Source organism: Streptomyces sp. NPDC107546 (assembly GCF_055639175.1).
Map to the genome: position 1 here is coordinate 185369 of NZ_JBVKBA010000012.1, position 26885 is coordinate 212253.

Below are 26885 nucleotides of genomic sequence, written 5' to 3' on the forward strand. Positions count from 1 at the left end.
GGTGGAACGGAGTGGACCCGGTGGCGACCGAGCAGGAGAAGGAAGCGCTGTACGCCATGGACATCAGCGGCGTCGAGTGGGTCGGCTCCCCTGATGGTCCCCAGGACGAGCGGGTGGAGATCGCCTACCTGCCGGGTGGCGCCGTCGCGATGCGCAACTCCGCGGACCCCGACACGGTGCTCCGCTACACCGCGGCGGAGTGGCGGGCGTTCGTACTCGGGGCGCGCGACGGGGAGTTCGACCTGAAGTAGTGCTCCCGGAGTGACACCGGGGACAAGTGCGCTCGCACCGCGACGTACGCGAACGCCGGAGGGCCGGCACCGTGAAGGTGCCGGCCCTCCGGCGTTGCGACCGGTTCGCTACTGCTGCGTCCAGCCGGGCGGTACGGCGCCTTGCGGGGGCTGGGGCTGCTGCGGGTTCTGGTCCGGGGCCGGCTGCTGCTGCCAGCTCTGGCCCGGACCGGGCTGCTGCCAGCCCTGACCCGGGCCGGGCTGCTGCGGAGGCTGCTGCCAGCCCTGCCCCGGCTGCGGGGCGCCGCCGGGCTGGGCGTACGGCTGCTGGGGGGCCGCGTATCCCTGCGGGGGCTGCTGGAAGTGCAGGTTCGGGTTGCCGAAGCCCTGCTGCGTACGGGCGATGTCCTCGGCGACGAGGGCGGCGAGGTCGAAGTAGGCGTCGCGGGTCTTGGGACGCATCATGTCGAGGTCCACCTCGGCGCCTGCCGCGAGGTGTTCGTCGAAGGGGATGACGACGACACCGCGGCAGCGGGTCTCGAAGTGCGCGACGATGTCCTCAACCTTGATCATCTTCCCGGTCTCGCGGACACCGGAGATCACGGTGGCCGACCGCTGGACGAGATCGGCGAAGCCGTTCGCCGACAGCCAGTCCAGCGTGGTCGAGGCGCTGCTCGCGCCGTCCACCGAGGGCGTGGAGATGATGATCAACTGGTCGGCGAGGTCGAGGACTCCACGCATCGCGCTGTAGAGCAGGCCGGTACCCGAGTCCGTGAGGATGATCGGGTACTGCCGGCCCAGCACGTCGAGTGCGGCACGGTAGTCCTGGTCGTTGAAGGTCGTGGAGACCGCCGGGTCCACGTCGTTGGCGATGATCTCCAGCCCCGACGGCGCCTGGGAGGTGAAGCGGCGGATGTCCATGTAGCTGTTCAGCCGCGGGATCTCCTGGACCAGGTCGCGGATGGTGGCTCCCGTCTCGCGCCGTACCCGTCGGCCGAGGGTGCCGGCGTCCGGGTTGGCGTCGATCGCCAGGATCTTGTCCTGACGCTCGGTGGCGAGCGTCGCTCCGAGCGACATGGTCGTCGTGGTCTTGCCGACGCCGCCCTTGAGGCTGATCACCGCGATCCGGTAGCAGGACATCACCGGGGTGCGGATCAGCTCCAGCTTCCGCTGCCGCTCGGCCTCCTCCTTCTTGGCACCGAACTTGAAGCGGGACGGAGCCGTGTTGTTCTTGCGCGCCTTGGGCTGATGGCGCAGCAACCGGTCGGAGGAGAGCTCCACGGCGGCGTTGTAGCCGAGCGGGGTGCCGGGCGCGGCCTGTTGCTGGGGGGCACCGGGCCCCGCCTGGGGGCCGACCGGGGCGGTCCAGCCCTGGTTGCCGTAGGCGGCGGGCGGGGCAGCGGGAGGCTGCTGGGGCGCCTGCTGCTGCGGCAGTGGCTGTGCCGGGGGCTGCGGCTGGGGCGGAGCCGGTTGCTGGGGCGGAGCCGGTTGCTGGGGCGCGGGCTGCTGGGGCTGGGTGGGCTGCGGGTAGCCGTAGCCGGCCTGCACGGGCGGAGCCGGTTGTTGCGGCGCGGGCTGCTGGGGCTGGGTGGGCTGCGGGTAGCCGTAGCCGGCCTGCTGGGGCGGAGCCGGTTGCTGGGGCGCGGGCTGCTGATGCGGCGCGGGCTGCTGGGGCTGGGTGGGCTGCGGGTAGCCGTAGCCGGCCTGCTGGGGCGGGTAACCGTAGCCGACGGGCCCGGGCTGCGGCAGCGGCTGGGCGGGCGGCTGAGGGTAGCCGTATCCGGCGGCCTGCGGGGGCTGCGGCGCGTGCCGAGGGTCCACCGGTGCGGGCTGCCCGCCCTGCGCCGGGTACGCGGGAGGTTGGGCCGGGTACGCGGGAGGCTGGGCCGGACCGAACGTGCCCTGCGGGGGCGTCGGGTACCCGGGCTGCCCCGGTACCGGCTGGGCGGGCGGCTGCGGGTAGCCGTATCCGGCGGCCTGTGCTGCTGCGGCCGCGGCCTGCTGGTCCGGCTGCGCTACCCCCTGAGCGGGCTGTGCGGGCACGTAGCCCTGGGGCAGCGGCGGAAGCTCCTGGCCGGCCTGGGGCGCGGCGGGGGGCTGGACAGCGGGCGCCGCCTGGGGCTGCTGCCCCTGCGCCGCGGGCGTGGGTACGGGAGTGGCGGGCGCGGGCTCCGTCTCTGTTTCCGGCTCTGCTTCCCCGATCGCCGACGTGGCCTCGGCATCGGTCCGCGCGGCGGACTCCGCATCGGAACGGACGTCCGCAGTCTCGTCGCCCTCCGCATCGGAGACCCCGGACCCCGCGGAGTCACCCGACTCCGCCTCGTCGCTCCGCCCCTCCTCCGGCTTCTCGTCGTCGGATCCGCCGAACAGCTTCGCCGCCTCGGCGTCGGCGGCGGCATGGTTGAGCTCCGCCGTCGACTGCTCGGGCAGCGGCTGCGCGGAGGCGGGCTGTTGGGGAGCGCCCGCCGCCGGGGCAGCGGCCTGGGGCGGGGCGGCCTGGGCGTCGTCGTCGACGGGCCGCAGCACGGGGAAGCCCGGCGCGGGCGGCTGGGTCGGCGTCTGCGGCTGTCCCTGACCGGCCGACGTGTCCTGGCCCTGCTGGGGCGCGCCCGCTCCCGTCTGCTGGGGGTAGCCGTACCCGCCGGGCACCGGCGCGCCTCCCGTCGCCTGCGGGGTGCTCGGAGCGGACTGCGGCTGCGGAAAACCGTAGCCACCCGTGCCATTCGGGTTCGCTCCGGGCCCGCCCTGCGTGGGCTGCTGCGGAACACCCTGGGCGTACGGCTGCGCGGGCGCGGGAACCTGGGGTGCGGGAACCTGCGGTGCGGGAACCTGCGGTGCGGGAACCTGCGGTGCGGGAACCTGCGGTGCGGGGCCGCCCGGCGGTCCGGTGGGCGGTCCGACGGGTGGGCCGGGCGGCGGAGGCGGCGAGGCCGCCGGTCCGGCGTCGTGCTGTCCGCCGGCCGCGGAGCCACCCTGCGTGCTTTGGGCGTACCAGGCGGGAGGGGTGTAGACGATCTCGAACTCGCCGGTGAGGTCCACGTCTTGATCGTCCCCGTCCGAGGACGGGCTGCCGCCGTTGTACTCGGACCGATCGCTGTTCACTGCTTGCCTCCTGGTCAGCCACTGCTGCTGAGTTGGTCGTCGTCGCGGCCGGCGGACCGAGTGGCGATTCCCACGCGGCTGCGATCGTCACCGCATCACCAGAAGAGACTAATCACTTGGATCGCGGTACGGAAAAGTGACTGTCGACCCGACCGGTAGGCACCGCGATCCGGGGACGACGAGGCGTCGGACGAGGCGTCAGTCCATACGGCGGGCCACGCCCAGCAGGCCCGTCTCCGCATCGGTGGGCTCGGTCATGACGAACTTGCGATGCTTACGGGTACACCACAGGGCGACGCCGTCGTAAAGGGTGGGCAGCAGCTGGAGATGCTCGTCCGGAATGCCCAGAGTGTCGCGCACGATCTCGGTCTCCTGGGGCGAGATGCGCTGGATACCGACCAGTTGGGCCTGGGCCAGCCAACGCGGCGCGTGCTCGCCGACGAACGGCAGCACCGTCACCACGGCCTGCCACGGCAGCGAGGTGACCCGCCCGCGGGGCGGACGAACGCCGCAGTCCCGGATCAGCACCACCGGACTGGAGACGGAGGGGCCCTGCGCGGGCACCCGTCCCACCGGATACACCGTCACACACTGCTGGCCGCCCCCCGCGACCTGTGCCAACTGCTGCCAGGCCTGCGGACGGCCCGTCTCGACACCCACACGCGCCCCCGTCGCGGCCGCGCGCAGCGCCAGCACCTGCGCGAGCCAGAGGCCGCCCACGAGCACGACGTCGAACGGGGTGGGACGGGACAGGCCCAGCACGGCCGGCTGCGACTCCGGGTCGGTGCCGATGATCACGCCGTCGTCACCGATCGGCATGCTGATGGCCGCGAGCTCGTCGACGGTGACGACATGGCGGTTCCGACGCGGGCCGCGCAGCCCGAAACCCGGGCTGAAGATGCGCCGTTGCTGCTGCGGGGACTCCGGCTGCCGGATGATGGGGATCATGCCGGTATCGGTCGGCGAGGCCACGTGCGCCGGCGTGCGTCCGGAGGCCCGGCCTTGCTGCCGCGGGTCCGTGGCCGTGGCGGGGTGGGACATCAGTACGTACCTCCGAGCGGCAAAGTGGCGAGGGCTCCGGGGACCTGCTCCCGGTCGAGGCGGACCAGACCGACCTTCGCGGCACTCGCGGCCCGTTCCAACTCACGGGCGACCTCGGCGAGTTCGCTGTCGCCACGGGCGGTGACGCGCAGGTGCCCGGCCAGGGAGACGCCCCGGCTGCCGGCCTTGCCCAGCGTCACGCTGAACGTCGTGGCGAGCACCGGGAGCGAGGTGAACCTGGTGATCAGCTCGGGCAGCGCCACACCCCCGTTCCCCAACTGCGGCCAGCGGGAGAGCCAGTACGTCGTGTGCCACCGGTCGTCGACCCGCCAGGTCCGTACCGACTCGACCGTACGCCGCTGGGGCGACCGCCCGTCCTGAGCGTGCTGCGCGTTGGCCCGCGGGTTCAGGCAGCTGGACGTCGCGAGCGCCTGCACGAGTTCGGTCTCGTCCAGAATGGTCGCCCGGAAGCCGGCCCCGGCCAGCCGGCTCGCCAGCTGGTCCGCCACCCGCAGCAGTGCGCGCTGCGCCCCGGGAACGCCGTCTCCGCGTGCCTGAACCGCCTCCGGGCACAGTTCCGGGTCGAGTTTGAGGGCGACCCAGGTGAGCCGGAGCGCGGGTGAACCCGTCTGCGCCTGCAGGGGCCCGTACGACCGCGCGGCGACCGACTGCTGGGGCAGATGCGGCGCGGGCGCCGGCTGGGTGTGCTGCACGACCTGTGCGGACGCCAGACGGATCCCGTCGACCTCCAGCGCCTCCTGGACCAGGTGCAGCGGCAGCTGCCGCCCGGCGGAGTCGGGACGCAGCGGCTGGTCCGCCGGCTGCACGAAGAGCACGGCGGTCAGGAACGTCCCGTCGCCGATCATGCCGACCGAGCGGTCGTCTCGGGACACGAAGCGGTACGTCCGCAGGGCCGGGTCGCACTCCACGGTGGGGGCCAGCATCGGATCCGTCCCGGACGGGACGGGCGTCTTGGCCCCGCGCTGACGGCGCCTGAGCGCGCGCGTCGTCTCGTACCACTCGGGCAGCGGGCGACGGCCCCGGCGCAGGACCGCCAGGAGCAACAGCAGGGCCGCCACCCCACCGGCCGGGGCCAGGAGCCAGGACGCGTGCGCGGCCCAGGCGACCAGCATCACGGCCGCCGCGAGCTCCACCAGGATGAGCTGCTGCAGCCGCAGCGGACCCATACCACCCGGGCTGGGCAGCAGCCGCGGCGACGCGGCGGCGGGGGTCGGAGCCGGCCCGCGTCTGCGGCCCGGACCGTCCTGTTGCTGCTGTGCGCGGCCTCCGCGCCGAGTGCTCGTAGCGCTGGTCATCCCCCGGGACATCCCTTTCGCGAAGTAGTGGCCATATGTCGGGCGGAGATCCTCTGTTGGGGATCCCGGCGACGGGCCAGGGGCACCGATGGCCCACATCATCCATGCGAGTGGCTCACGGTACCCGCTGCTGCACGCGGGCGGACACAGGGGACACCGAAACCCCAGGTGGCCAGCCTTTCACGGACCGGTCGCGCATGGTGGGGCGCAGGAGTTGAGGCTCTGTGAAGATGCGGGGGCCGCCACGGACCTGATGGAACGTCGCCTGGCGGCACAGGGCATAGTAAGTGCCTGCTCGGACGAGACGGCCTGTCGAGCACATCGAGCAGCTCCGTCGGGCAGCTCCATCGGGCAGCTCCATCGGGCAGCTCCATCGAGCAGGTCCATCGAGCAGTTGGATCGAGTAGCTGGATCGAGTAGCTGGATCGAGCATCACAACCGAGCACCACAACCGAGCAGCACGTCGAGCATCACACAACGGGAGACCTGGGGACCATGGCAAAGCGTCGCGACGAGCTCGCTGCCTACACGTTCGCTCGCAAGCGCACCGTCGCGGCGTTCCTGGCGCCGTCGCCGGGTGGCTCGGACGAAGGCGCGCCGCGCCCCATGCAGACGGTCATGCCCAGCCTCGCGGTGGGTGTCGTGCTGGTGGTGGGCTTCATCGCCTGGGGCGTGATCAAGCCGTCGGCGCCGGCGGGCTGGGACACTCCCGGCGAGTACATCATCGTCGACAGCGACTCCACGACGCGCTACGTCGTCCTCAAGGACAAGGCGACGAACGGCAAGGAGATCCCGACACTCCACCCCGTTCTCAACTACGCCTCCGCCAAGCTCCTCCTGGACAAGGGCAAGGGCAGCGTAATCGAGGTTCCCGGCAAGGAGATCGACAAGAGCGGCATCCCGCACGGCGCGACCCTCGGCATCCCGTACGCCCCCGACCGGCTGCCCGCCGCGGCGGACGCGGAGAAGGCGAAGACCTGGGCGGTGTGCGAGCGGCCGGCCCCCGGATCGAACGACTCCATCGACCGTTCCGTCTTCGTCCTCGACGCCGAGGATGCGAAGGCGCTGGGGAACGAGGGGAAGGTCGACGCGAGCGAGGCGCTGTACGTCGTCGACCCCAAGACCTCACGGGAGTACCTGGTCGACGGCAAGGGCAGCGCCTTCCTGCTGGGCGGCCCGTCAGGGCTCGACAGCACCACCATGGAGCAGCTGCGCGCCGCGGTCATCGGCACAACGGCCAAGCCGCAGCCGGTGAGCCAGCAGTGGCTGCACACCCTCAACGAAGGCGGGGTCATCACCTTCCCGCAGGTTCCGTCCGCCGGACAGCCGACCTCGGTCTCGGGGCTCCCCCAGGACGCACGGACGGTGGGCCGGGTGCTCAAGGCGCAGGATGCGCAGGGCACCCAGTACTACGTCGTCCTGCGGGACCGGGTCGCCGCCATCACGCCGTTCGTGGCCAGCCTGCTCAAGAGTGCGCCCTCCGCCAAGCTGGCGTACGGGACGGACACGATCAGCGACATCCGGGTCGACACCCCGGACATCATCGCGGCCAACGGCGGCCAGGCGGACACCTTCTACGCGGACAAGGGCTGGCCCCAGACCGTGCCCCGGCAGGCCAACCCCGCGGCGACCGCGACCGGGGAGGCCCGCACCACCTCATGCAGTGTCTACAACGGCACCATCGGAGAAAACCGGAAGCCGCAGCTCGCCGCGTGGGCCGGGACGGCCTACCCGAAGAAGGTCATCGCGGATTCGCTGAGCGCCTACGTCTCGTCCGGCTCCGGCCTGCTCTTCCAGGAGGTCACGGGGACGGCACAGGGCGGCGGTGCGACGTATCTGCTGACGGACACGGGCCTGCGCTACTCGTTGCCGTCCAACAACGACAGCGCCGCGCAGGGCAGCGGCACCGGCTCGTCCTCTTCGGGAGAGGCGAGTTCCTCGTCGGAGGGGGCGAGCGAGACGGACAAGGCGCGCACCCGGCTGGGCTACGAGAAGGTCTCCAACCCCGCGGTCGTGCCGCAGTCCTGGGCGACGTTCATCCCCAAGGGCCCCACCCTGGACACCGGCAGCGCTGCGCAGCCGCAGAGCCAGTGACAGGCCAACTGGCCGAAAACAGGCGGAACTTGAGGGTCGTGGATCACAGGATCATCGCTCAACTGTGTGAACCCTGTAACGCATAGGCCTTGCTTGTGGATGTGTGACGGCCGGACGATAGAGTGCTTTCAGCGCTCACGGATGGGCCGCTTCTCCGGGTACTGGTGCAGGTTTCCCGGATCAACGACGACATGGGGGAAGGTTCAACATGGCCGGCCAGTTCCGGGTAACAGAAGATGAACTGACCAAGCTCTCCGGCGACATCAACACCGTGAACGGTCAGCTTCAGGGCGAGATCCGCCGCCTCAACGGAGTGATCGACCAGATCGCGGGCGGCTGGCAGGGCCAGGCGGCCCAGTCCTACCACCAGCTGCAGGAACGCTGGAACGCGGACGCGAAGAGGATGAGCGACATCCTCAACGACATCAAGGAAGCCGTGGACTCCACGCGGAGCAACTACTCCGCGTCGGAAGAGCAGCAGAACTCCGAGATCAGCAAGATCATGTCCGACTTCGGCTGAGCCGAACGCTCAGGACACGACTCTTCCTGCTCTCCAGAGCTCTTCACCACTTTCCGCGGTGGTCACCGGTTGCCGCCGATTGTGACCGGTTGCCGCCGATTTCCTTCGACTCTTCCTGAAAGGGAACGACGATGTCGGGCATCCTCGTAAATTACGCCACCATCACCAACGCGTCCTCGGACGTGCGCTCCACCGCCGGTCGCATCAAGCAGCAGCTCGACGACCTCGAGGCCGCGGTCAAGCGCGTCGCCAGCACCTGGGAAGGCGAGGCCCAGGAGGGCTACCAGCGCAAGCAGCGCGAGTGGGACAAGACCGCCGCGGACCTGCACGCGACGCTGCTGAAGATCGCCACGGCCCTGCAGAACGCGGCCGAGAACTACCAGGCCACCGAGAAGAGCAACGCCTCGACCTGGGGCTGAGCCGTCGGCGGCCCGAGGGACATGAGATGAGGAGAATCGGCCCAGCCGACGCCACGGCGTCCGCTGGGCCGAGCCCTTGTCCGGGGCCGCGCACGGTAAATACCTGGAATCTTCACAAGCCTTGGCGCATCTTCACCTACACGCACATGACCCAGCTTCGAAGGAAGCAAGGAAGCCCTCAGGGCCTGAACATGGGGGACCTGAACATGCGGGGCACGACCGCCCGTTCGCGTAGCCGCATCGCTGAGATCCGCGCAGTGCGGCGGGCTTTCGGCGTGCTCGCAGCCACGGGAATCTGCCTCGCATCGGGTACGCCGGCAGTGGCCGTCCCGACGCCGGCCGGAGTGGCGGCGCCCACCCACCTCACCGACTCGGACCCCGGCTCCGGCGACACGGCCACGACCGAGTGCACGTTCGGCGGCCCCGTCATCAAGTCGACGCCGTGGTCACTCCAGCGGATCCTCCTGGACCAGCTGCGCGCACAGGCGACGGGCCAGGGGGTCACGGTCGCGGTGATCGACACGGGCGTGGACAGTTCCAACCCCCAGCTGAGCGCAGCCGTGGCGTCAGGCAGCAAGTCCTACGTCGGCGGCCCCGGTACGCAGGACCTGGAAGGCCACGGCACGCGGGTGGCGGGCATCATCGCGGCTCGCCCGATGAAGGGTACGGGCTTCGAAGGCATCGCTCCCGACGCCAAGATCCTTTCTCTCCGCTACACGGGCGGGGAGAACAAGCAGGGCAACTCGGGGACGATGGCCTCGGCGATTCGCGACGCGGTCGCCAAGGGTGTGAAGATCATCAACATCTCGTCGGACACCGCGAACAAGAAGGACGACCCGACCCTGCGGAGCGCCGTGGCATCGGCCGTGAATGCGGGCGCCCTGATTGTCGCCGCCGCAGGTAACGACGGAGCCGACGGTAAATCCGCGGACACCTACCCGGCCTCGTACCCGGGCGTCCTTGCGGTGGCGGCCTCCGACCGCAACGACGAACGCGCCTTCTTCTCACAGGCGGGAGACTTCGTCGACGTCGCGGCACCGGGCGTCGGCATGGTCTCCACGGTCCCGAAGGGCGGCCAGTGCACCGCCGACGGCACGAGCTTCGCGGCCCCGTACGTCGCGGGCGTGGCGGCCCTGCTGAAGGAGAAGCACCCGAACTGGACGGCGGCCCAGATCGCCACCCGCATCGAGCAAACTGCCCAACGCCCGGGCCGCGGCCCCAACCGCTTCACCGGCTGGGGCGTCATCGACCCGGTCGCCGCACTGTCGGACGACTCGACACCGGCCTCGTCCCCGACACCGGATCCGCCGGTGAAGGCCGGGTCTGGCGGAGTCATTCCGATGGCGGTGACGATGGGGGAGAGCGAGGCGGAGAAGGACCGTCGGACGGCCATTTATGTGCTGGGTACGGGCCTTGCTCTGGTGCTTACGGTTGCGGGGAGTGGGGTGGCTGTGCGGGACTGGCGTAGTAAGCGGGCGGGACGTGTTGGACGGATTGGATAGTCGGCCCCGCCAACTGAGGCCATGACTTGGGCGTCGAGCGCGTGCTGAGAACTTAAGAAACAGGGGAGAGGACAACGGGGTATGAGCAGCGGGATGCGGGTTGATCTGAGCGCGCTGGATGAGGTCATCCGGAAGCTCTGGTCGTTGCTGGACGACATGGACAAGGCCGGGCAGACTTCGCGGTACAACACGGAGATCCCGGCGGACGCGTTCGGGAACACGTGCATGTTCAAGGAGGCGGGCGATCTCCTCGCCGCCCACAAGGATATGAAGACCGACCTTGAGACGGCGATCAAGGATCTCCACGGCCTGATCGACAAGTTCGGCACAAGCACCTCGAAGGTCAAGGACAAGTACACCGAGCAGGAGTACGCGAACAAGCGGCAAATGGGTGGTGACTCTGGGGGCTCGAACGGCAAGTGGGACTAGTACTCCGGATCGAGATCACCAACCAAGAGGAGTTTGAAAAATGGCCGGTGACAAGGACCTGCCCAAGCCAGTAATCGTGAATGACACCTGCATCGCGGGGCGGCCTCAGACCAAAACTCAATTCATTGAGCACTCGCTCAAAGAGCTGAAGCAGATGCTTGAGGGCAGCAACCCGGGGTCGATCGAGGAGGTCGGCCGTCACTGGGGCAAGGTCCACGAGATCCTCGCTGGCGGCGAAGGCGGCGGGGTTGCTGCCCTGCTCGACAAAGCGGTCGACAATGTCATGGAGCATTGGGAAGGCGAAGCAGCCAAGAGTTTCGAGAAGAAGGCTCGCGAAATCGCACAGAGCATCAGAAACGCGGCCTGGTATGCCGATCTGAACAGCTCCCAGATGGCCGACGCCGCTTCACAGTTGCGCAACTACAAGCAACAGCTGGACGACATTAAGGAACCCAGCACCCTAGACAAGATCGGTGATGCTTTCAGCGACTGGCAGTGGGATGACGGTGAAGCGGTAGCTAATGATCTCCGTGGAGGCAAGCTGACCGCCGCTCAGATCGCTCAGAAGGATGAAGGCAAGATCGGCGCCAGTCGAGAAGCCCAGCTCAACGGTGTTGCTGTCATGGAGAACCTCGCGGCTCAGTACATGCGGGTCACGGGAAACCTGAACAGGAACCGAATTCAGACCGACGACCGGGGAAACATTAAAGAGCCCAGCGGCAATGTGGAGTACCCGCCGCCTGTGACTCCGGTCGCCATCGGTGCGTCTCGACCGAGTGTCTCGGGGTCAGGTAGTAAGCCGTGGAGCGCTGGCCCGACGACCAGCATCAAGCCAGCCCCGACTGTGCCTCGAGAACAGGGCATTACGGTGCCCCGCGGCCAAGGCATCACGGGAGGAACGCAACTCCCGACGGCCAAGACGAATGTGGATAGCATTACCCCTGGTCTGACGGGGCCCGGCGTTGGCACCGGCGCTGTCGGAGTAGGCGGTGGCAGCGCGGGTATCGGCACCGGCGGGGCTGAGGGCCCAGGCATTGTGGCCCCTGCAGGAGGACTCGGTGCTGGTGGCGCCGGACGTGGGTTCAGCGGAGGCATGGGTGCTCGCGGTGGTGTGACCGGTAGCGGTGCGGCAGCGGGTCGTGGCGCCGGCGGCCGAGCTGGCATGGGAGGCATGGGCGGCGGAGCCGGCGCGGCTGGTCGAGGCGGTGCTGGCGTCGGCGGCCGTGGAGCCCTCGCCAAGGCTCGGGGCGGTGTGGTTGGCGCGGCCAAGGGGGTCGGCAAGGGCACCGGTGGCGGTGCGGGTTTGCATGGCAGCCGCGGCGGAACCCAGCGTGGCGCCATGGCGGGCGGTGCGGCCGGTGGCAGTGGCCGTAAGGGCCGACGGTCTGAGGAAGAGAACAACCTGAACGACCGTCCCGACTACCTGGTTGAGGACGAAGAGACCTGGATCTCGGAAGAGGATCGCAACCGCAACGTACCGCGAACGATCGAGTAAACAAATGAGGGGCAGACGGGAAGCTCCCGTCTGCCCCTCATGAATGCTGGCATGTCCAGCCGTCACTGAGCGAGGAGCAAGAATTGAGTTTCAAACGTGTCTCGTCAATGGCAGGAGTTGTGGCTTTGGCGGGAGCCGTGCTCCTCACCTCAGCCCCGATTGCCTCGGCTGACTACGTCAGGGACCAACAGTGGGTCTTGGATGTATACAGGATGAAAGACACCTGGGCCGAGACCCAGGGGGAAGGCGTGACTGTCGCTGTTGTCGATTCCGGTGTTGATAGCAGCCACCCTGATCTAGCTGGTCGAGTCCTTGACGGCAAAGATTTCACTGGTGGAGGTGACGCCCACAAGGACTTGGATGGGCATGGCACGAGTATGGCGAGCCTGATCGCTGGACACGGCCATGGCGCCGGGAATAATTCTGGAATGGTGGGGATCGCGCCAAAAGCAAAGATCTTGCCTCTTCGTGTCATTGAGACACAGAAAGATCCTAATCGCGATGCGACCTGGGGCGCAGCGGTCCGATACGCTGTGGACCATGGTGCAAAGGTCATCAACCTCTCTTTTTCTAACGAGGGCGGCAAGACTCTGAGTGACGGTCGTGAGGCCATCGCATATGCGGAATCCCATGATGTCGTAGTCGTTGCGTCCGCCGGGAATGAGGGGGCTGTTTCTGTCGACGAGCCAGCGGCGCTGCCCGGCGTTGTGTCTGTCGGCGCTGTAGATAAAGAGGGAAATCGTTGGGATGGCTCCAATACCGGAAAGGGGCTCACACTCATGGCCCCCGGTGTTGACGTTCTAGCGGCGGATATGACTCGGTCGCAGAAATATAGTTTGTCAACAGGTACATCGGATGCCACAGCTTACGTATCCGCTACTGCTGCCTTGGTTCGTGCAAAGTATCCCGACCTCACCGCAGGCCAGGTAATCAACCGTCTCATCAAGTCGGCTTCATTCCTTGACCACAAGGGACTGAAGGCGCCTGATCAGGAGTACGGCTACGGAATTATCCGCCCCTACCAGGCGGTCACGATGGACATCCCCGCGGGTTCTAAAGAGAACCCACTGGGCCAACTCGAGGCCTCTAACTCGACTTCTGGCAAGGCGACGGAGGGAACGGACACCTCGGCGGAGAGCAAAAAGAAGAATTCCTCCGGTGGCATCCTCATCCTCGCTGGCGGCATCGCAGCCGTCGTTGTGATCGGTGCGATCGCCCTCGTGACAATCCGCAGGCGCCGCAATCGCGGTAACGGCGGCCCTGGCTCCGGCGGCGGAACGCCCTCGCACGGCATGGGCTACCCGTCCCATCCCCAGACGGCCAACCAACCGTACCCCAACACACCTCCCACCCAGGGATACCCCACGGCTCCAGGCCAGCCTCCGCTGTACCCCAACCCCAACCACCCTTACGCTCGACAGCCTCCGAACCAGGGGCAGTAAGGGCCAGGACTGTTCCGCTGCATTGCGGCCTCAGCTCCCTATTGCCGCTACCGTTGTCATAAGAAATTGCACCTGCCGAAGGAATAGTTGTGCCCATCGAGCCACAGAAGCAGGTTGATGACTCAGAATTCATGGGCATCGCCCAGGACCCAGCAGAGGCGCGTGCTCTCCGCAAGGCTCTCCAGCAGATTGCGGGTGGCGGGGCGGGAGATGCGCTGAAGGAGATGGCTCAAGAAGTCCTCTCCGGTCGTGCCGGTCTGCGCCAGGCTACACAAGGCTTTGGTTACACAGATGCACTGATCGAGAAGGTTCATCCCTTTCGGCAGCAATGGGATGCCATGTCTGAAACTGAACGCCAGGCGCGTGCTACCGAGGGCGAGAGAGCCCTCGACGAATACCGACGCGAAATTGAACAAGAGCGCAGCGCGGCTCAGCATCGAAATTCGAAGTCTGGCGACGCTCACAGTGGGCGAAATTGGTCGCTGTATTAAGTAGCCTGTGTCGTGTCCGTATTCCAGCGCAATTGGTGCTGCCGTTGTCCCTGCGGCAGCACCAATCCATTACAGGCCCAAAGAGGGATGGAGAGATCGTGACTTTTTCTGTAGAGGTCGCTGACCTGGATGGCTATGCAAAGCTGGTATCTCGCGCGAGCGAGAACATCCAGGCGGCTAGCGAATTCATGCAGAGAAATGCTACCGTCGAAGATTCGATTGGAGATCTCTGGCAGACCGTCTTTCTGCCTCACGGGCAGCATTTATCGGACGCGAAGAATTGCCTTAATGGATTTAAGCGCATCCTCGAAGCTTCTTCGCGTGAGCTCTCAAAGTCTGCCAACTACTACCGAGAGACCGATCAGAAGGAGGCTCAAAAACTCGATGCCACCTATCCGAAGAGCAAGGCTGGCCGAAGGGCGGATAACAGTGAGACGAGGGGGGCATCGTCCAATTTTTCGGACAAGGAAGATGCTAGCTCGTACTTGAAACCCCCTGGCGGCGGGGACGGGTATGCTGCCGACTGGGTAGGAGAATTTTCGGTGCACCCGCTCGAGAAGGCCGCGGGAACGGCCCTCGACTTTGCCAGCCCTTCCGCCTCGGTTCTCGAATTCATTAAGCTGATGACTGGGTGGGATCCGCTCGGAGACTTTGTCAATTGGATGTCGGGAGACTGGGAGTCATTCCTGAACTGTGCAGACGTCTGGGGGGCATTGGCAGATTTCTCTGGGGCAATTTCCCGGAATATTGAAGCGGGGAACAATGAACTGGATGCCACCTGGCAGGGTAATGCGGCAGATGCTGCGTACGCGTATTTTGATGAATTGGGTGACAAGCTCCTCCATCTCCAGGAAACCTTTAATTCTCTGAAGGATAACTACTCGAGCATTTCACGTGCAGTCTACTCCTTCGCCGAGTTCTATAAGGGTATCTTGGTGGAGGTTCTTGATCTCGGCCTCAAAGCCATGCTGAATGTCGTGGCGGGCACCGCGGCGGAGGCCACGGTCCTGGGGGCGCCTGCAGCTGCGGGCTTTTACGCCATGGCGGCGCTGCAAATCGTGAAAGTGATGGAACGGTGGGGGGAGGCGATGGATGCGTTCGGTAAGGCAATGGAATATACGAATGCTGCCGCAGGTATCATTAATGGCATCCTCGCTGAAACTTGCGATCGTGTTAACAGCTTTCCGGTGCCCGGCTCGGCCTACGACAACCGGGCTGCTTAGGAGCATCGGGTACAGGCCGCGTTTATCGCTGCTCAAGAGCTGTCGGGTATTGGAGGAATAGCGTGACGATGCCGGAACTCCCCGATATGGGAGAATCGATTCCGCGGGAGGGGCCTACTCGGAGCAAGTACACCTTGTATAGGAACGCATTGGCGTTCTGTGGCGTGGTGTCCCCGTGGATCTTTATTTACGTCTCGATGAGGGCCCCGGGGCTTCTCTGGCTCTCCGTGCTGAATCTGATCGGCATGTATACGGGATTCTACTTCATTATTCGCGCCTGGAGGAGCAGTCAGACTCGTCGCATGTATGCCGCACTGTTGAGTTCCATGGCGTGCTTGATTGTCTGTACGTCACTGTTCAGTGTGCTGAACTGATTCCAGAAGGCCGTCGCTCCCGGCGGGCCCCGCAGTGGCGTGCGATTTGTCCAGTGTCGATATCGGATTTTGCCTTGCATGCCTCCGCCATTGATCTCCATCGGCGGGGGAACCAATTGAGTGCGCTGTTCGACGGCAGAGCACCTATCCTGCTGGTGCGGCGGAGCTGGGCAACGCCGTGGCGGCACCGAGACGGGCGGATAGAGATTCACGACCGGGATGGAAGTCCCGCGATGGCTGCTTCTGCGTCGGGTCGATGACATGGGAAGAGCGGGAGCGGGCGGTCGGGCATGAACTGCACGAGCAGGCTTCCCAGACCGGCGCCCGGCGAACCACGAAAGCCTTCTGCTTGGCCGCACGCAGCGGATCTTCGGGCCTGTGCGTCTACCTGGCCCGACATAGCCGGCTCTGGCACCGGATAAGCCGCGAGCGGACTTGCCGTGGCAGCCACGCCCAACGACTTCGTATAAGGACGCGATCAGCTGATGGACGATCCGCCCGTAGCACCCGACGTTGCGCAGGTGCTCAAACACAATCGCATGCTGCTGTACCGGCACATCGCCACGCGTCTCGCGCTTGCGGCGGTGCTGTTCGCCGTGCCGTTGGTGGCACATCTGCTCGGCTGGGATGCTGCCTTGCCGGCGTTCAGTATGCCTGCGGGCCTGATCGTGTTGATCTTCCTGATCCTCCGACTGCGCCATGGGTCGCGGCTTGGGGTGTGTGAGAAGGTGCTGCGCACCTACCCCTTGGAGTACCGCACCCGGGTGTCCAAGAGGGGCTCCGAGTGGAAGTACCTCGGCGATGTGCACACTGTCCGGCTATCGGTGCGCGGGCAGAACGGCGCCCCTTATCTGCGTGCGATCAATGCCTCGACGGTGCGCCGTTGGCCGAAGGGGGCCGAGGAGGTTGGCGCCTGGTTCGCCGGTGACCCTGCCTTCGGCGGCGTCATGATCGTGCCGGGGAGCAACGACATGCTCTTCGTGCAGCCCGCTGACTGGGAGAAGTTCGAAAGGGAGCGCGCCCAGGCCGATCCGCAGCGCAATGCCCTTGCCGAACGGGCTGGTATCTCGAGGCTGTTGGAGAAGGAGCCGAATTTCTTGGTGGGTGGTTGATGCGCGCGTAGCCGGCTGGGTGTGTGGACGTATTCTCCCCCTCGTGACGGCCTTCTCGTGCGGCACCGCGACCGCCGGCCTCGCCCTATACCAGGGCGCTACAGCACCCCTGGCGCGTGCGTGTACGAGTAGAGCGTCAGGCGACTCGATCCGGTGGAAATCGTCACATTGGTCACGGTCGGCCAGCGTCCTTCAATGAGATCGTTATATGAGCTCTACGGAGCGGGACACGCTTGCGTCTGCGAAGGCCATAAGCTGTCCTGAGATTCGCGGGGGCGCCAAAAGGTGTGTGAGTGGCTGTAGTTGTGCCTCGTAGCCACCTGGGCTGTGGGTCTTCTGAGACGTGGGCTCTGTCATGTGAGGCCGGACCCACCCACGTGCTCCCTCGCAGATTGGCCTGTGAGAGGGAACCCATGTCTTACCCCACGCCGCCCGTAGGCGGTAATCCGTATGGGCAGCCGCCCCCGCAGAGTGGTTGGCAGCAGCAATGGCAGGGAGCGAGTCCTGCGCCGCCCATGCCGACGGCACCTCCTGGGGTGAACCCGGTCGGCATTCCCGCTCAGCCGGGGCCATCTCAGCACGGGGCCTACTTTCCGGTTGGGAGCCCTGTGTCCGGGACGCCAACAGTGCCCCCTTCGGGTGGAAGCCGTACTGTGCGACGGGTCTTCGGGGGCCTGCTCGGCGTGTTCGGCGTACTCGGCATGGTGGGCGGTGGAGCGCTGGCAGCTCATGCGTACAACAACCATCAGCAGCAGGTGTCCAACTCCGAGGCATACGGGCCGATGCTGTGGCGCAACGAGACCGCCGAAAACCTCTTCCCGGCGACCGTCGGTGACGCGACCGGCTACGGCAAGGTGGCGGACAAGAAGGCGGCGCAGTGGAACCGGTTGGGCATCTCCCAGGACACATCGTGCGCCGCGGGGCTCACCGGGCAAACCAAGGAAAGGGCTGAGAAGCTCGGGTGCAAGGCTGTGTTGCGGGCTACGTACGTCGATCTCAGCGGTGAGATGGTCGCCACGGTCGCCATTATCGTGCTGCCTCAGGGAACCGCGGCGCAGGAGATGGGCGAGTATCTCCACGAGCAGGAGAGCGCGGACGTCCCTCACGCCGCCGTGATGCCGCTGAAGGTTCCAGGGACGCTCGCGGCGAAGTGGCAGGCGAACCGGCGAAACGGCATGGGCGGGACCGGACTGGGTGACAACTTTCCCTATGCCATCGCCGTTACAACCGGCGCGGTCGACGGCCGTACGACGGGCAACTTGCCCGGTTCATACGGCAAGTACGACGGGAACAGCCAGGACAAAATGCCCTGGATGGCCGAGGCCCATGCCCTGAGCCAGATCTTCTACGACAACATTGAGGACCTGGAGACGTGAGACCAGCAGTGCGATTCGGGAGCATACGCGCGACCGCCACCGCGGTTGCTATCGCCGGACTGATGTGCACTCTGGCCGCCGCGCCCGCCGAGGCAGCGAGTACGCCGATCGGTTGGGAAGGGCAGGCACTAAGCCTGTCGGCAGCGCAGCGGCTGAGCCAGGGCCAGGGAGTGACTGTCGCGGTGCTCGACAGTGGCGTGGACGTCGACCATCCAGCGCTGAAAGGCAAAGTAACCGCCGGGCCCGACTACCGTCAGGACGGGCTGGAGCCGGGGGACTCGAAGTGGGGGCAGCACGGGACAGCCATGGCGTCTGACGTCCTCAAGGTGGCCCCGAAGGCCAAGATCCTCTCTGTGCGCGTCACCTCCGACAAGGACTCTCCGGAGGCTGGTGAGAAGGAGCAGGAGGAAGCCATGAAGCAGGGCCAGGGCCGGGTCGCCAAAGGCATTCGGTACGCGGTCGACCACGGAGCCGACGTGATCTCCATGTCGTTCGGCAGTAATGACACGTTCCTGAGCTTTGACGCCGAAGAGACCCGGGCCGTGGCCTATGCCCTGCGTGCGGGGGTGACGTTGCTCGCCTCGGCCGGCAATGACGGCGACGGGCTCAACGCTGCCCAGTACCCCTCTGGTTACGCGGGCGTGATCTCGGTGGCCGCCACCAAACCCGGCAACGGGCATGCCGATTTCTCCACGGTGCATACCTACAACGACGTGGCTGCACCCGGTGTGGGCATCACGAGCGCCACGAACACCGGCGGCTACGAGACGGTCGATGGCACCTCGCCGGCCTGTGCACTGGCCGCCGGTGTCGTGGCCCTCATGCACGCGAAAAACCCGAAGCTGACCCCGGCGCAAGTGAACAACATCCTGAGCGCAACCGCCCATCACCCCGCGGGTGGAGGCAGCGCCCTGCTCGGCTACGGACCGATCAACGCGGCCGCAGCGGTGAAGGCCGCTGCCTCGCCCCCCAAGGACACCACGGCCCCGGTGGCGTACAAGGGCAAGGAGCACCTGGCGGCTCCGGACGGCACACCGAAGACCAAGAACGCGCCGCTGGAGCAGGGGCTGTGGATCACCGGTCTGGCCGCTGTCGGCGGGGGGTTGCTGTTCCTGATCGGCGGTGTGCTATTTGCCATGTGGGGTCGGCGCAAGCGTTCGGCCTCAGCGGCTGGCATGCCCCAGCCTCAGGGGGCTTTCCCGGGCTGAACTCTCGGCCGAACAGCAAGGTCCCTGGTAGGCGGAAGTCCGTTCTTGGCCGACCGCCAAAAGGCGCTCTTGCGTTCTTGACGCGGCCCACGAGCCTGAAACGGCTGTAGCTACAGACGGAGCCACAGCACTTGGTGCTTGCGTGCCAGACGCCGAACTTCATCTCCACGCGGGCAGCCACACCCGGGCTGCACACCGGGGCCAGCGTCCTGGTTTACTTGGGCCATATGAGGGAGCGGGACACGGTCGGTTCAGTGTGAAGTCGGTGCCGAGGGACGGCATGAGGTTTGACCGTGAGCTGGTCGAAAAGTACGACATGGGAGAGGTCGCGTAGTGACGCAGCCGGAATTGACGCCGCTCGCACCAGCCACGACGCTCCCCCAACCCGGCGTCATGGGCCGTGCTCTCGGGGGACTGTTCTTCGTTCTTGCTCTGGTGATCTTCGGGGTCGGGCTTTACAACGCGTCCCACGCGGCCGGCGTCGTCGGCACCCATGGCACTCTGAGCGTAGAGCGCTGTTGGGTCGAACAAGGTAGCCGCAGCTCCAGCGACACCACGGTATGCGGGGGGACCTTCAGGTCCGACGACGGCAAGGTCGTCGACGATCAGGCGAGCATTCGGGCGAAGGTGAAACCGGGTGGCAAGGTTTCCGTGCAGCGGACTGGGGGCTGGTACGTGAAGGTCGGCTTCGGTGAGACGACCCGGTGGATCGCGATGTTCTTCCTTGGCTGGCTTGTGGCGGCGTTCGGCATGGCGTTCGCCGCCACAGGCATGTTCCCCCGTAGCGGGATGCAAGTGGCCCTGATCACCCGGGCGGTATCAGGAACCAGGGTCGGCATGGTGCGAAAGTGGTTCGTTCGCGGAGGCCTCGCCGGTGCTGGTGTCTGTCTCCTCCTGACACTGCTGGCCTGGCTCCTGAGCTGAGGGCGGCTACACCGCGGGATTGTCATAGCTCTTCCCTGGCTCGGGAAAGCTATTCAGCGCGACGCTGAGCCTGCCGACCACCAACCCGCTGGCGGTCGTGGCGACATCCACAGCTTGCTGGGCGGCACTGTACGCTTCGGTGATACGCCCCCACGTCTTGATCATTTCAGCGATTTCCAGAGCAGCAGCCGCATAGCCCACGACGGCACCCACACCCGTCTCGGCCAGCAGTGTGCCCGCCGCGAGCTCGACCTCAGCGATGATTGCCTCATCCGCCAGTTGTTCAAGCAGGCCCTTGATGAGGTCCGCGCCCCTGGCCACAGCGAGGCCGACCTCCTTGTAGGCGCTCTGAAGCTCCTTCAGGTCCCCGTCCAGGGAGCCGATCTTCTTCGCCAGCTCATTGAAGTAGACGTAGGCGGCATCGGCCGCATTGCCGTTCCATGTCGCGTCCAGCTCTCTGTTGCCGGACTTCAGGTTCGTTGCCACGTCCTTGGCGAGCTTTCCGGTGTTTGCCCACATCTCACCGCACTTGACGTACGACTCCCAGTCACCGGTGAACCAGGCGATGGCCTCTTCCAAAGGATTGAAGCCGAAGACGAACTCAATCGTCGAGAGCGCCCATTCGCTGGGGCTGAGGAAGTCGCTCACCGTACTGACAGTGTCACCGACAATTCCCTTGGAGAACTCCTCAGGTTGGCTTGGTGCCTTGAGGTGAGTGACAGGTTCGACGGCGTCCGTAAAACTCATGTGAGGGAGGTCTCCAGGTGCGTCAGCGCTTGCTCGGCGGGTAGGTGGCGTCGAGCTTTGACGCCTGGTCCTGGTCGGTTGTGCGGTAGTACTCTGCGGACTTCGACAGCTCCTTTGCGCTGGCAGTCAGGAGGCCGTGAAGTCGGGTGACCACGTTGTTGACGCCGTCCATTGCCTGCGCATGCATGCCGGTCGCCCATAGGAACAGCCCCTGCCCGGTGACTGCCCCCATATCGCCGTACTTCTTGATGTACTCCTGCGCCTGATGTACGTCTTCAGCTGCACGCTCCACCTGGCGGCTGTACCCGTCAAGATCATCCGGCTTGACCTCGAACGTCATTCCTCACCCCGTCACCATGCTTCCGATCCACAGCCGCCAGCTACTCTAGCGCTGTCCAGGAACCCCACGTGAGGAGCAGTGCGCATGGATGAACGCGAGGTCGGAGACGACGAATTCCTCGACATCGCCAAGGACCCGGCTCGGGCCCGGGCGTTGCGCAAGTCGCTGCAGAGGCTCGCGGGTAGCGGAGACGAAACCTTGCGGGAGATGGCTCGCGAAGTGCTGGCTGGCAGGGTCGGGTTGCGCCAAGCGATGCGGACGGGAGTCTACCGGGAGGCGCTGCAAGAGAGCGCCACGCTGGGAAAGCGTGCGTACGAGCAGATGAGTGCTGAAGAGCGCCGTGCTGCAGAAGCCGAGGGCCAGCGGCAGTTGGACGAGTATCAGGAGGAGATCGACCGGGAGCACGCTGACCGGCAGGGGGAGCGGGTGACGCGCAAGAAGGGGGCGACGGCTCGACACCATAGCCGTGGCTGGCAGCTGTGAAGCGTTCCGGGGGCAGGTGCCGGAGCTACTAATCATCACGGAGTGCTTTACGTGGCGAGTCGGGGGTAGCAGGGTCGGCGCGCTCCATCCCGTCCATATGGACGGGTTCTTGGCAAACATGTCCATTGCTGGGTGAATGCTGCGACGTTCACTCGCAGAGTGACCGGCATATTCAGGATTCGTTCGGATCCTTACCGCACTTGACCCTGCAGTGCGCCAACCGCAGTTCACCTCCGCCCCGATTCGCCGGTCAGCTCACCCAGGTCTCTCTAACGATCCACTCGTTGTCGCGGAGCAGCCGCGCCCACGGGGGACTCCACCGAGCGGCGTTCCGTTCAACCGAACTGATGCCGGAATCGATTGCAAAGCCGTCGAGTCGGCCGAAGTTAGAGGGCGTGTACATCCGGTACTCACTCCGGCTGCTGTACACGATGTTCTTGTGTACGCGGACCACGGGCGCGCTGACCGTCGACGAGGCGTCACCGACCTGGCTACCGCCGCCCCGACGAGCGCCGTCACGGACGGACTGAACAAGGACCCTGCCATCGACGCTGGGACCGGGCAGCTCGATGGCCGCAAGCATGATGCCCCGTACCGTGTGCCGAAGACGCGGATCGAGGAGGACTTCGGATGAGCGCCGGTCAGTACGGTCCACCACAGCCCATCTTCGAGCCACGCCTGTTCGCCGGCGGCTCCCATGTGCCATTGATGGCGCCGTGGCTGCACCCGCGTGAGCATCTGCTGGGGATCGTCGAGGTGAAGCTGAGCGATCTGATCCGCCGCGTGCCCCGTGAGTTGCGGCCCGGCCAGCAGTGGAGGGGCGCGCTCGGTGCAGTGGAAGGTGCCGTCTATGCTGCTGCCTCGGTCGCGGATGCCGTCGAGTTCTTCGACTTCGGCATCATTCGCAGGCTCCGACGCATCGTGCGCGGGGCCGGTCTCACCGGCGGATGGCAGAGCATGGCCGGCCAGTTCGTGATCGCTGTGCGCACCGGACCCGACACCTCGCGCACCGATTACGACAATGAGCGGGCGCTGATGGTCTTCACCGACCGCAGGATCCTGCTGATGTGCACGGTCTCCACCAAGAAGGTGTCCCTGTTCGGCAAGGTCCCGTCCGGAACGCCGCTCAGGGAGGCCCGGTGTCTGGGCGAGATCCTGCCGGGACAGCTCCGGAACGTCGTCATCCGGCACACATCGCTCTCGGAACGTGTGGACCTGCACTTCGCCGACGGCTCCATGGCTGCGGTCGAGGCGACCAAGGAGCAGGCCCGCGCTCTGGAGGCGCTGAGTCAGGGCATCGTCCCACCCCCGCGACGCTGATCCGGCACACCGAAGCCCTAGTGGAAACGGGGTGTGTCCTGGCGCAGACCCCGTCCAGTGGCCGGCGCCTTGCGAGGCGAGAGTGGCACGCACCGGCGGCCGGTGTCCTACGGCCGTCCTGCGGATGAGGTGGGGTCAGGCCTGACGGCGAAGAACCGATGTCATGGGACGGCAAACCTGGCCAACCTGCCCGGCTGGGCTCACCGATCGCAGGTCCCCGACTCGCTCGCGCACTGCCAGCCCGAGAAGCCGTCCTGTGGGTGGTCGATGTCGTGGTCGAGTCTGATGAAGCCGTAGACCACGACGACGGTGAACGCGACGGCGGCCAGCGCCGCCAGCCACAGTACGACCCGTAGTAACGACCTCACGGATCCGCGGCGGCCAGGGGTCGGCTCGGCTGTCGGGTCGGGGTCCAGGTCCCCGCGAGCGCCGTTGCTGGGGGTGTGCCGGCCGGTCATGCGCAGGACGTCATCTCGTCGGAGGTGCCGACGACATCGAAGTCCCGGCCCATGCCCACGGTGTTGAGGTGGGCGATGTCGGCCTGCTCCAGGTTCATGCTGGCCGGCCCCCAACCCCCGGTCGCGTTGGCGCGGTGCTCGCTGGGAATGCCCCAGTCGTAACGCTTCTTGACCTCGACCCGGTACGTGACCTCCCCGTCGTGCACGTAGCCGGTCAGCCGGTACTGGAAGTGGTTGAGCGCGTAGTACCACTCCGTGCTGCTGTCGCCGTCCGCGGGGTTGGGAGCGGTGGAGTTCCACTCGGTGGTGAACGGGCCGTCCGGGCGGCCGTGGACATCCTTCCGCAACGTGTCGTCGACGTCCGACTGGAATGCCGGGATCTGATCCATCATGGTCTGCGGTTCCACCTCGACCGTCTTGCCACTGCAGTCGAGGTAGTGCTGGATCAGTCCCGCAGCCGTGGGCCAGTCCTTGACCGTGGCGAAGTACGCGCCGACGTTGTTCAGCTGGTTGCGGACCTTGTGGTCCTTTGCGTCCGGCTCCTCGATGTCGAACTTCCGGTTCTCGCTCTCGAAGTTGTGGGCCGTGCCGAAGGCCACCTTCAGGCTCTTGGCCAGCCACTCGTCCTCCTCGCTCGCCCGGCCGAGGACTTGGTTCAGCCGCTCCTGGAGACGGTCAGCGGTGTTCTGGTGCTTCTCGTAGTTCTCGTGCACCTCGGGGTCGTCCGGGTCGTCGATGACGCAGAACTCGATCCGACCGTCCGCACTGACCGTCATGCCCTGCTCCAGCGCCTCCTGCTGGATCTCCTGGGCCTGGCGCTGGAGTGCCTGCAAACCCTTGGTCCCGCCGGTGCCCTTGGCGCCGTCGACCTCCGTGTCGATGAAGTCGCGCAGCCCCCTGACCTCCTTGTCCAAGGCGTCGATGTCCATCTGCACGCGGTCGCAGAACACCTGCGCCCGCTGACCGGCCTCGCCGCGCCAGTGGTCCTGGTGCAGCTTCTGGACCACGCCGTCGTGGAACTCCGCACGGGCTTCGTCGATTTTGCGGTGGATGGCGTTCCACCTGTCGGCGAACGTCTCCAGCGCGTTCGTGTCGAGTTCCATGAGTTGATGGAAAGTGACCACAGTTTTGCTGCCTCCGGCTCAGCCCAACGGGTTGGGGGCGTGCGGGTCGGCGAACTGCGAGGCGGTCGCGAGCTCGTTCCGGTCGTAGGCGTCCGCGCTGTCGCGGAAGTTATGCGCGGCCTCGGCCAAGCGGTCCGTGACGACCTTGAGCAGGCCCTCCCAGCGGCCTTGCATGTCGTCGATGCTGCCGACGAACGACCATCCGGGCGCTGCCTTCGCCAGGTCGCCGTCGGCGTCCTCGGCAGCGCCCCGCGTCTTGCGGAGCATCTCGGACGTGCTGTCGCACACGCCGGCCCTGGCCCGGAGGAAGGACGAGCTGACGCCGACGTCCGGATCGCCGCCCCAGACCGGTGGCGAGGCCGGCGGAGGCGCGGGCGGAGGACCCGGCGAGGGCGACGGCTCTGGCTGCGGTGCAGCGGTCGTGGCTGGTGCCGATACCTGGGCATAGGCCAGCCTCGGATCGACCGGTTGGTTCATCGTCGCCTTTCCTGGAGCCGGTTGGCCGGCCCTCACCCCGTACGGAAGGAACGTTCTTGCTCAGCCTAGGCCAGCGGTCACTTGGCATGCCAGTGACATCTCCCTGAACCGCAGCCGCCTGCAGGCGGCAGGCCGCAGAGGGCGATCGGGCATCTGATCGCGGGCTCCGCTCGTCTGCTTCTGGCCGGATGGGGACGGCGATTGCTTCGGGGCCGTCCCCAAACGCGGCTACGAACCGTCCGCGTGGACCGCGTAGACGTACCTCTTGCCGACGTACTCGCTGAGGTTCCAGATGACGGACTCGCTGTAGGCCCAGCCGGACGCGCCACTGCTGTGGTAGCTGAGGTCCTCGCAGCCGATGGCCAGGTCACAGACGGTGGCCGCGGTCGAGTCGCCGGAGCTGAAGGTGCGCAGCGAACCCTTCGTGGACGTTCCGGCGCTCGTCGCGAGGTAGTGCTTGCTGTTGCGCGACACCACTCCCTGAATCTTCTGCTGGGCGACGGTGACCGCTTCCGACGCGGTGAGCGAGGCGATCTGCCGGTTGGTGTAGTCGAGGTTCCAGCGGACGACCTTGGGTGTGGTCGTACCGGGGCCCGTGCCGTTGAAGGTGCCGTCTGTGTAGTCGACGGTCCCGGACAGGGAGTACTCGCTCACCACCAGGCTGTCGGGGCTGCTGGCCCGGTCGAGCCCGATCGTGGTGTAGCGCAGGTACGTCCCCGCGTTGTCGTAGGCGTGGCTCTGCGGCAGGACGTACTGGTACCCGTAGCCGTAGTAGGACCCGTCGGTGTGCAGTCCGCACACATCCGGTTGAGTGGTGGCGACCTTGAAGAGGGTGTTCAGGTCGAACACCCTCAGTCCCTTGTAGGTGTCGACGACATAGAGCAGGTTGCCGTACCACATAATGCCGCCGGCGTGCTTGTGGATGGGGTTGAAGGAGTACTCCCCGGTGCCGGTCATGACCGGCTCTACGAGAAGGACGTGCCGGTACGTCGGTGTGCCGGCGGTGGTGTAGTCGACGAACGTCAGCCTCAGGCCCTTGTCGAGCGCGTACTCGTCGACGCCGTCGTCGTCGGGGTCGGTCTCGAAGTACCAGGAGACGAGGACGACCCTGTTGCTGCCGCCTGCCGGGTAGACCCCGTTGCCGTAGGCGTCGGCGCTGGTCGTGACGCCTTGCGGGATCCAGTAGTCCACCGCTTGGTCGGCGCTGTCCCAGGCGAATCCGGTCGCGAACGCCTCGACGGTGCTGGGGGCGCTCGTGAGGTGGGTGGCGTTGCGGTTGGTGTCGGCGATCACGGTCGTCGCGTCCACCTTGGTCAGCTTGGTCGCCAGGCCCGCGGCCAGATCGGCGAACTCGCCGTAACTGTTGGAGGACCGGCTGCTGAGGCTGAACTGTCCCGCGTCGATCGTGGCCGCTTCGGCGACGGTGGGGACCGTCAGGCTGCCGGCGGCTGCGGCGAACGGGGCGGCGGTCAGCCCCTTGAGGATCGTTCTCCGTGTCATGGTCATGAGGCGGAAAGCTATGCACAATTGATCAAGCAGCACAACCCGGCTTGTGCCTCACCGGCGAACCCCGTGGGCACGGCCGGCGGAGAACAAGGGCCCATCCCCGCATGCGCGGGGTGCACCGCCTCAGAAGGT

At 66.5% G+C, this 26885-nt stretch carries 26 protein-coding genes; 16 read left to right on the forward strand and 10 right to left on the reverse strand.

Going from position 1 to position 26885, the window contains the following annotated elements; genetic code table 11:
- The first annotated feature begins 20 nt into the window (after nucleotides 1-20).
- Complete coding sequence (locus ACZ7L1_RS19930; protein ID WP_103845576.1) at nucleotides 21-251, forward strand: DUF397 domain-containing protein; 231 nt, start codon at nucleotides 21-23, stop codon at nucleotides 249-251.
- A 108-nt stretch (nucleotides 252-359) separates the two neighbouring features.
- On the opposite strand, the gene ACZ7L1_RS19935 is transcribed toward ACZ7L1_RS19930, so the two are convergent.
- From ACZ7L1_RS19935 to eccE, 3 genes are all read right to left on the reverse strand, one after another.
- Nucleotides 360-3332 (reverse strand): SCO5717 family growth-regulating ATPase, encoded by a 2973-nt coding sequence (locus tag ACZ7L1_RS19935; protein ID WP_471438783.1) that lies wholly within the window; start codon nucleotides 3330-3332, stop codon nucleotides 360-362.
- A gap of 198 nt (nucleotides 3333-3530) precedes the next feature.
- Nucleotides 3531-4280: a hypothetical protein gene (locus tag ACZ7L1_RS19940; RefSeq protein WP_471438785.1), complete on the reverse strand. Its 750-nt coding sequence runs from the start codon at nucleotides 4278-4280 to the stop codon at nucleotides 3531-3533.
- Nucleotides 4281-4372: 92 nt separating this feature from the next.
- Nucleotides 4373-5689, reverse strand: a complete 1317-nt coding sequence (eccE, locus tag ACZ7L1_RS19945; protein WP_471438787.1) for a type VII secretion protein EccE — start codon at nucleotides 5687-5689, stop codon at nucleotides 4373-4375.
- Nucleotides 5690-6184: 495 nt separating this feature from the next.
- Between eccE and eccB the strand changes: the two genes are divergently transcribed.
- From eccB to ACZ7L1_RS20010, 13 genes are all read left to right on the forward strand, one after another.
- Entirely contained in the window at nucleotides 6185-7783 is a 1599-nt protein-coding gene (gene eccB, locus ACZ7L1_RS19950; RefSeq protein ID WP_471438789.1) for a type VII secretion protein EccB, read from the forward strand.
- Between the two features lie 208 nt (nucleotides 7784-7991).
- Entirely contained in the window at nucleotides 7992-8303 is a 312-nt protein-coding gene (locus ACZ7L1_RS19955) for a WXG100 family type VII secretion target (protein ID WP_103843682.1), read from the forward strand.
- Between the two features lie 131 nt (nucleotides 8304-8434).
- Nucleotides 8435-8722, forward strand: a complete 288-nt coding sequence (locus tag ACZ7L1_RS19960; protein WP_471438791.1) for a WXG100 family type VII secretion target — start codon at nucleotides 8435-8437, stop codon at nucleotides 8720-8722.
- Nucleotides 8723-8928: 206 nt separating this feature from the next.
- Complete coding sequence (gene mycP, locus ACZ7L1_RS19965; protein ID WP_471438895.1) at nucleotides 8929-10224, forward strand: type VII secretion-associated serine protease mycosin; 1296 nt, start codon at nucleotides 8929-8931, stop codon at nucleotides 10222-10224.
- A gap of 81 nt (nucleotides 10225-10305) precedes the next feature.
- Nucleotides 10306-10653 (forward strand): hypothetical protein, encoded by a 348-nt coding sequence (locus tag ACZ7L1_RS19970; protein WP_471438793.1) that lies wholly within the window; start codon nucleotides 10306-10308, stop codon nucleotides 10651-10653.
- A gap of 40 nt (nucleotides 10654-10693) precedes the next feature.
- A complete protein-coding gene (locus ACZ7L1_RS19975; RefSeq protein ID WP_471438795.1) occupies nucleotides 10694-12148 on the forward strand; it encodes a hypothetical protein in 1455 nt (484 codons plus the stop codon).
- A gap of 83 nt (nucleotides 12149-12231) precedes the next feature.
- Nucleotides 12232-13590: a type VII secretion-associated serine protease mycosin gene (mycP, locus tag ACZ7L1_RS19980; protein ID WP_471438797.1), complete on the forward strand. Its 1359-nt coding sequence runs from the start codon at nucleotides 12232-12234 to the stop codon at nucleotides 13588-13590.
- Between the two features lie 89 nt (nucleotides 13591-13679).
- Nucleotides 13680-14081: a hypothetical protein gene (locus ACZ7L1_RS19985; RefSeq protein ID WP_471438799.1), complete on the forward strand. Its 402-nt coding sequence runs from the start codon at nucleotides 13680-13682 to the stop codon at nucleotides 14079-14081.
- Nucleotides 14082-14179: 98 nt separating this feature from the next.
- A complete protein-coding gene (locus tag ACZ7L1_RS19990) occupies nucleotides 14180-15304 on the forward strand; it encodes a hypothetical protein (RefSeq protein ID WP_471438801.1) in 1125 nt (374 codons plus the stop codon).
- A gap of 859 nt (nucleotides 15305-16163) precedes the next feature.
- Complete coding sequence (locus ACZ7L1_RS19995) at nucleotides 16164-16790, forward strand: hypothetical protein (RefSeq protein WP_471438803.1); 627 nt, start codon at nucleotides 16164-16166, stop codon at nucleotides 16788-16790.
- Between the two features lie 653 nt (nucleotides 16791-17443).
- Nucleotides 17444-18166, forward strand: a complete 723-nt coding sequence (locus tag ACZ7L1_RS20000; protein WP_471438805.1) for a hypothetical protein — start codon at nucleotides 17444-17446, stop codon at nucleotides 18164-18166.
- A gap of 62 nt (nucleotides 18167-18228) precedes the next feature.
- Nucleotides 18229-19374: a S8 family peptidase gene (locus tag ACZ7L1_RS20005; protein WP_471438807.1), complete on the forward strand. Its 1146-nt coding sequence runs from the start codon at nucleotides 18229-18231 to the stop codon at nucleotides 19372-19374.
- Between the two features lie 333 nt (nucleotides 19375-19707).
- A complete protein-coding gene (locus ACZ7L1_RS20010) occupies nucleotides 19708-20298 on the forward strand; it encodes a hypothetical protein (protein WP_471438809.1) in 591 nt (196 codons plus the stop codon).
- Nucleotides 20299-20304: 6 nt separating this feature from the next.
- Here the strand turns inward: ACZ7L1_RS20010 and ACZ7L1_RS20015 are convergent, their stop codons facing one another.
- Both ACZ7L1_RS20015 and ACZ7L1_RS20020 read right to left on the reverse strand, forming a co-directional pair.
- Nucleotides 20305-20946 carry a hypothetical protein gene (locus ACZ7L1_RS20015; protein WP_471438811.1) on the reverse strand — a complete coding sequence of 214 codons (642 nt, stop codon included), beginning with the start codon at nucleotides 20944-20946 and terminating at the stop codon, nucleotides 20305-20307.
- 121 nt (nucleotides 20947-21067) lie between these two features.
- The gene (locus tag ACZ7L1_RS20020) at nucleotides 21068-21385 is read right to left on the reverse strand and encodes a WXG100 family type VII secretion target (protein ID WP_200422704.1); all 318 of its coding nucleotides are present in this window, start codon (nucleotides 21383-21385) and stop codon (nucleotides 21068-21070) included.
- A gap of 84 nt (nucleotides 21386-21469) precedes the next feature.
- Between ACZ7L1_RS20020 and ACZ7L1_RS20025 the strand changes: the two genes are divergently transcribed.
- Complete coding sequence (locus ACZ7L1_RS20025) at nucleotides 21470-21868, forward strand: hypothetical protein (RefSeq protein ID WP_471438813.1); 399 nt, start codon at nucleotides 21470-21472, stop codon at nucleotides 21866-21868.
- Between the two features lie 250 nt (nucleotides 21869-22118).
- Here the strand turns inward: ACZ7L1_RS20025 and ACZ7L1_RS20030 are convergent, their stop codons facing one another.
- The gene (locus ACZ7L1_RS20030; RefSeq protein WP_471438815.1) at nucleotides 22119-22451 is read right to left on the reverse strand and encodes a hypothetical protein; all 333 of its coding nucleotides are present in this window, start codon (nucleotides 22449-22451) and stop codon (nucleotides 22119-22121) included.
- A gap of 47 nt (nucleotides 22452-22498) precedes the next feature.
- Here ACZ7L1_RS20030 and ACZ7L1_RS20035 point away from each other — a divergent pair, with 47 nt between their 5' ends.
- On the forward strand, nucleotides 22499-23188 hold the full coding sequence (locus tag ACZ7L1_RS20035) for a hypothetical protein (protein WP_471438817.1): 690 nt from the start codon (nucleotides 22499-22501) through the stop codon (nucleotides 23186-23188).
- Between the two features lie 200 nt (nucleotides 23189-23388).
- Here the strand turns inward: ACZ7L1_RS20035 and ACZ7L1_RS20040 are convergent, their stop codons facing one another.
- From ACZ7L1_RS20040 to ACZ7L1_RS20055, 4 genes are all read right to left on the reverse strand, one after another.
- Nucleotides 23389-23556, reverse strand: coding sequence for a hypothetical protein (locus ACZ7L1_RS20040; protein WP_471438819.1), 168 nt, complete (start codon nucleotides 23554-23556; stop codon nucleotides 23389-23391).
- Between the two features lie 86 nt (nucleotides 23557-23642).
- Complete coding sequence (locus ACZ7L1_RS20045) at nucleotides 23643-24749, reverse strand: hypothetical protein (protein WP_471438821.1); 1107 nt, start codon at nucleotides 24747-24749, stop codon at nucleotides 23643-23645.
- A gap of 39 nt (nucleotides 24750-24788) precedes the next feature.
- Entirely contained in the window at nucleotides 24789-25037 is a 249-nt protein-coding gene (locus ACZ7L1_RS20050; RefSeq protein ID WP_471438823.1) for a hypothetical protein, read from the reverse strand.
- Nucleotides 25038-25475: 438 nt separating this feature from the next.
- A complete protein-coding gene (locus tag ACZ7L1_RS20055; RefSeq protein ID WP_471438825.1) occupies nucleotides 25476-26747 on the reverse strand; it encodes a hypothetical protein in 1272 nt (423 codons plus the stop codon).
- Nucleotides 26748-26885 lie beyond the last annotated feature (138 nt).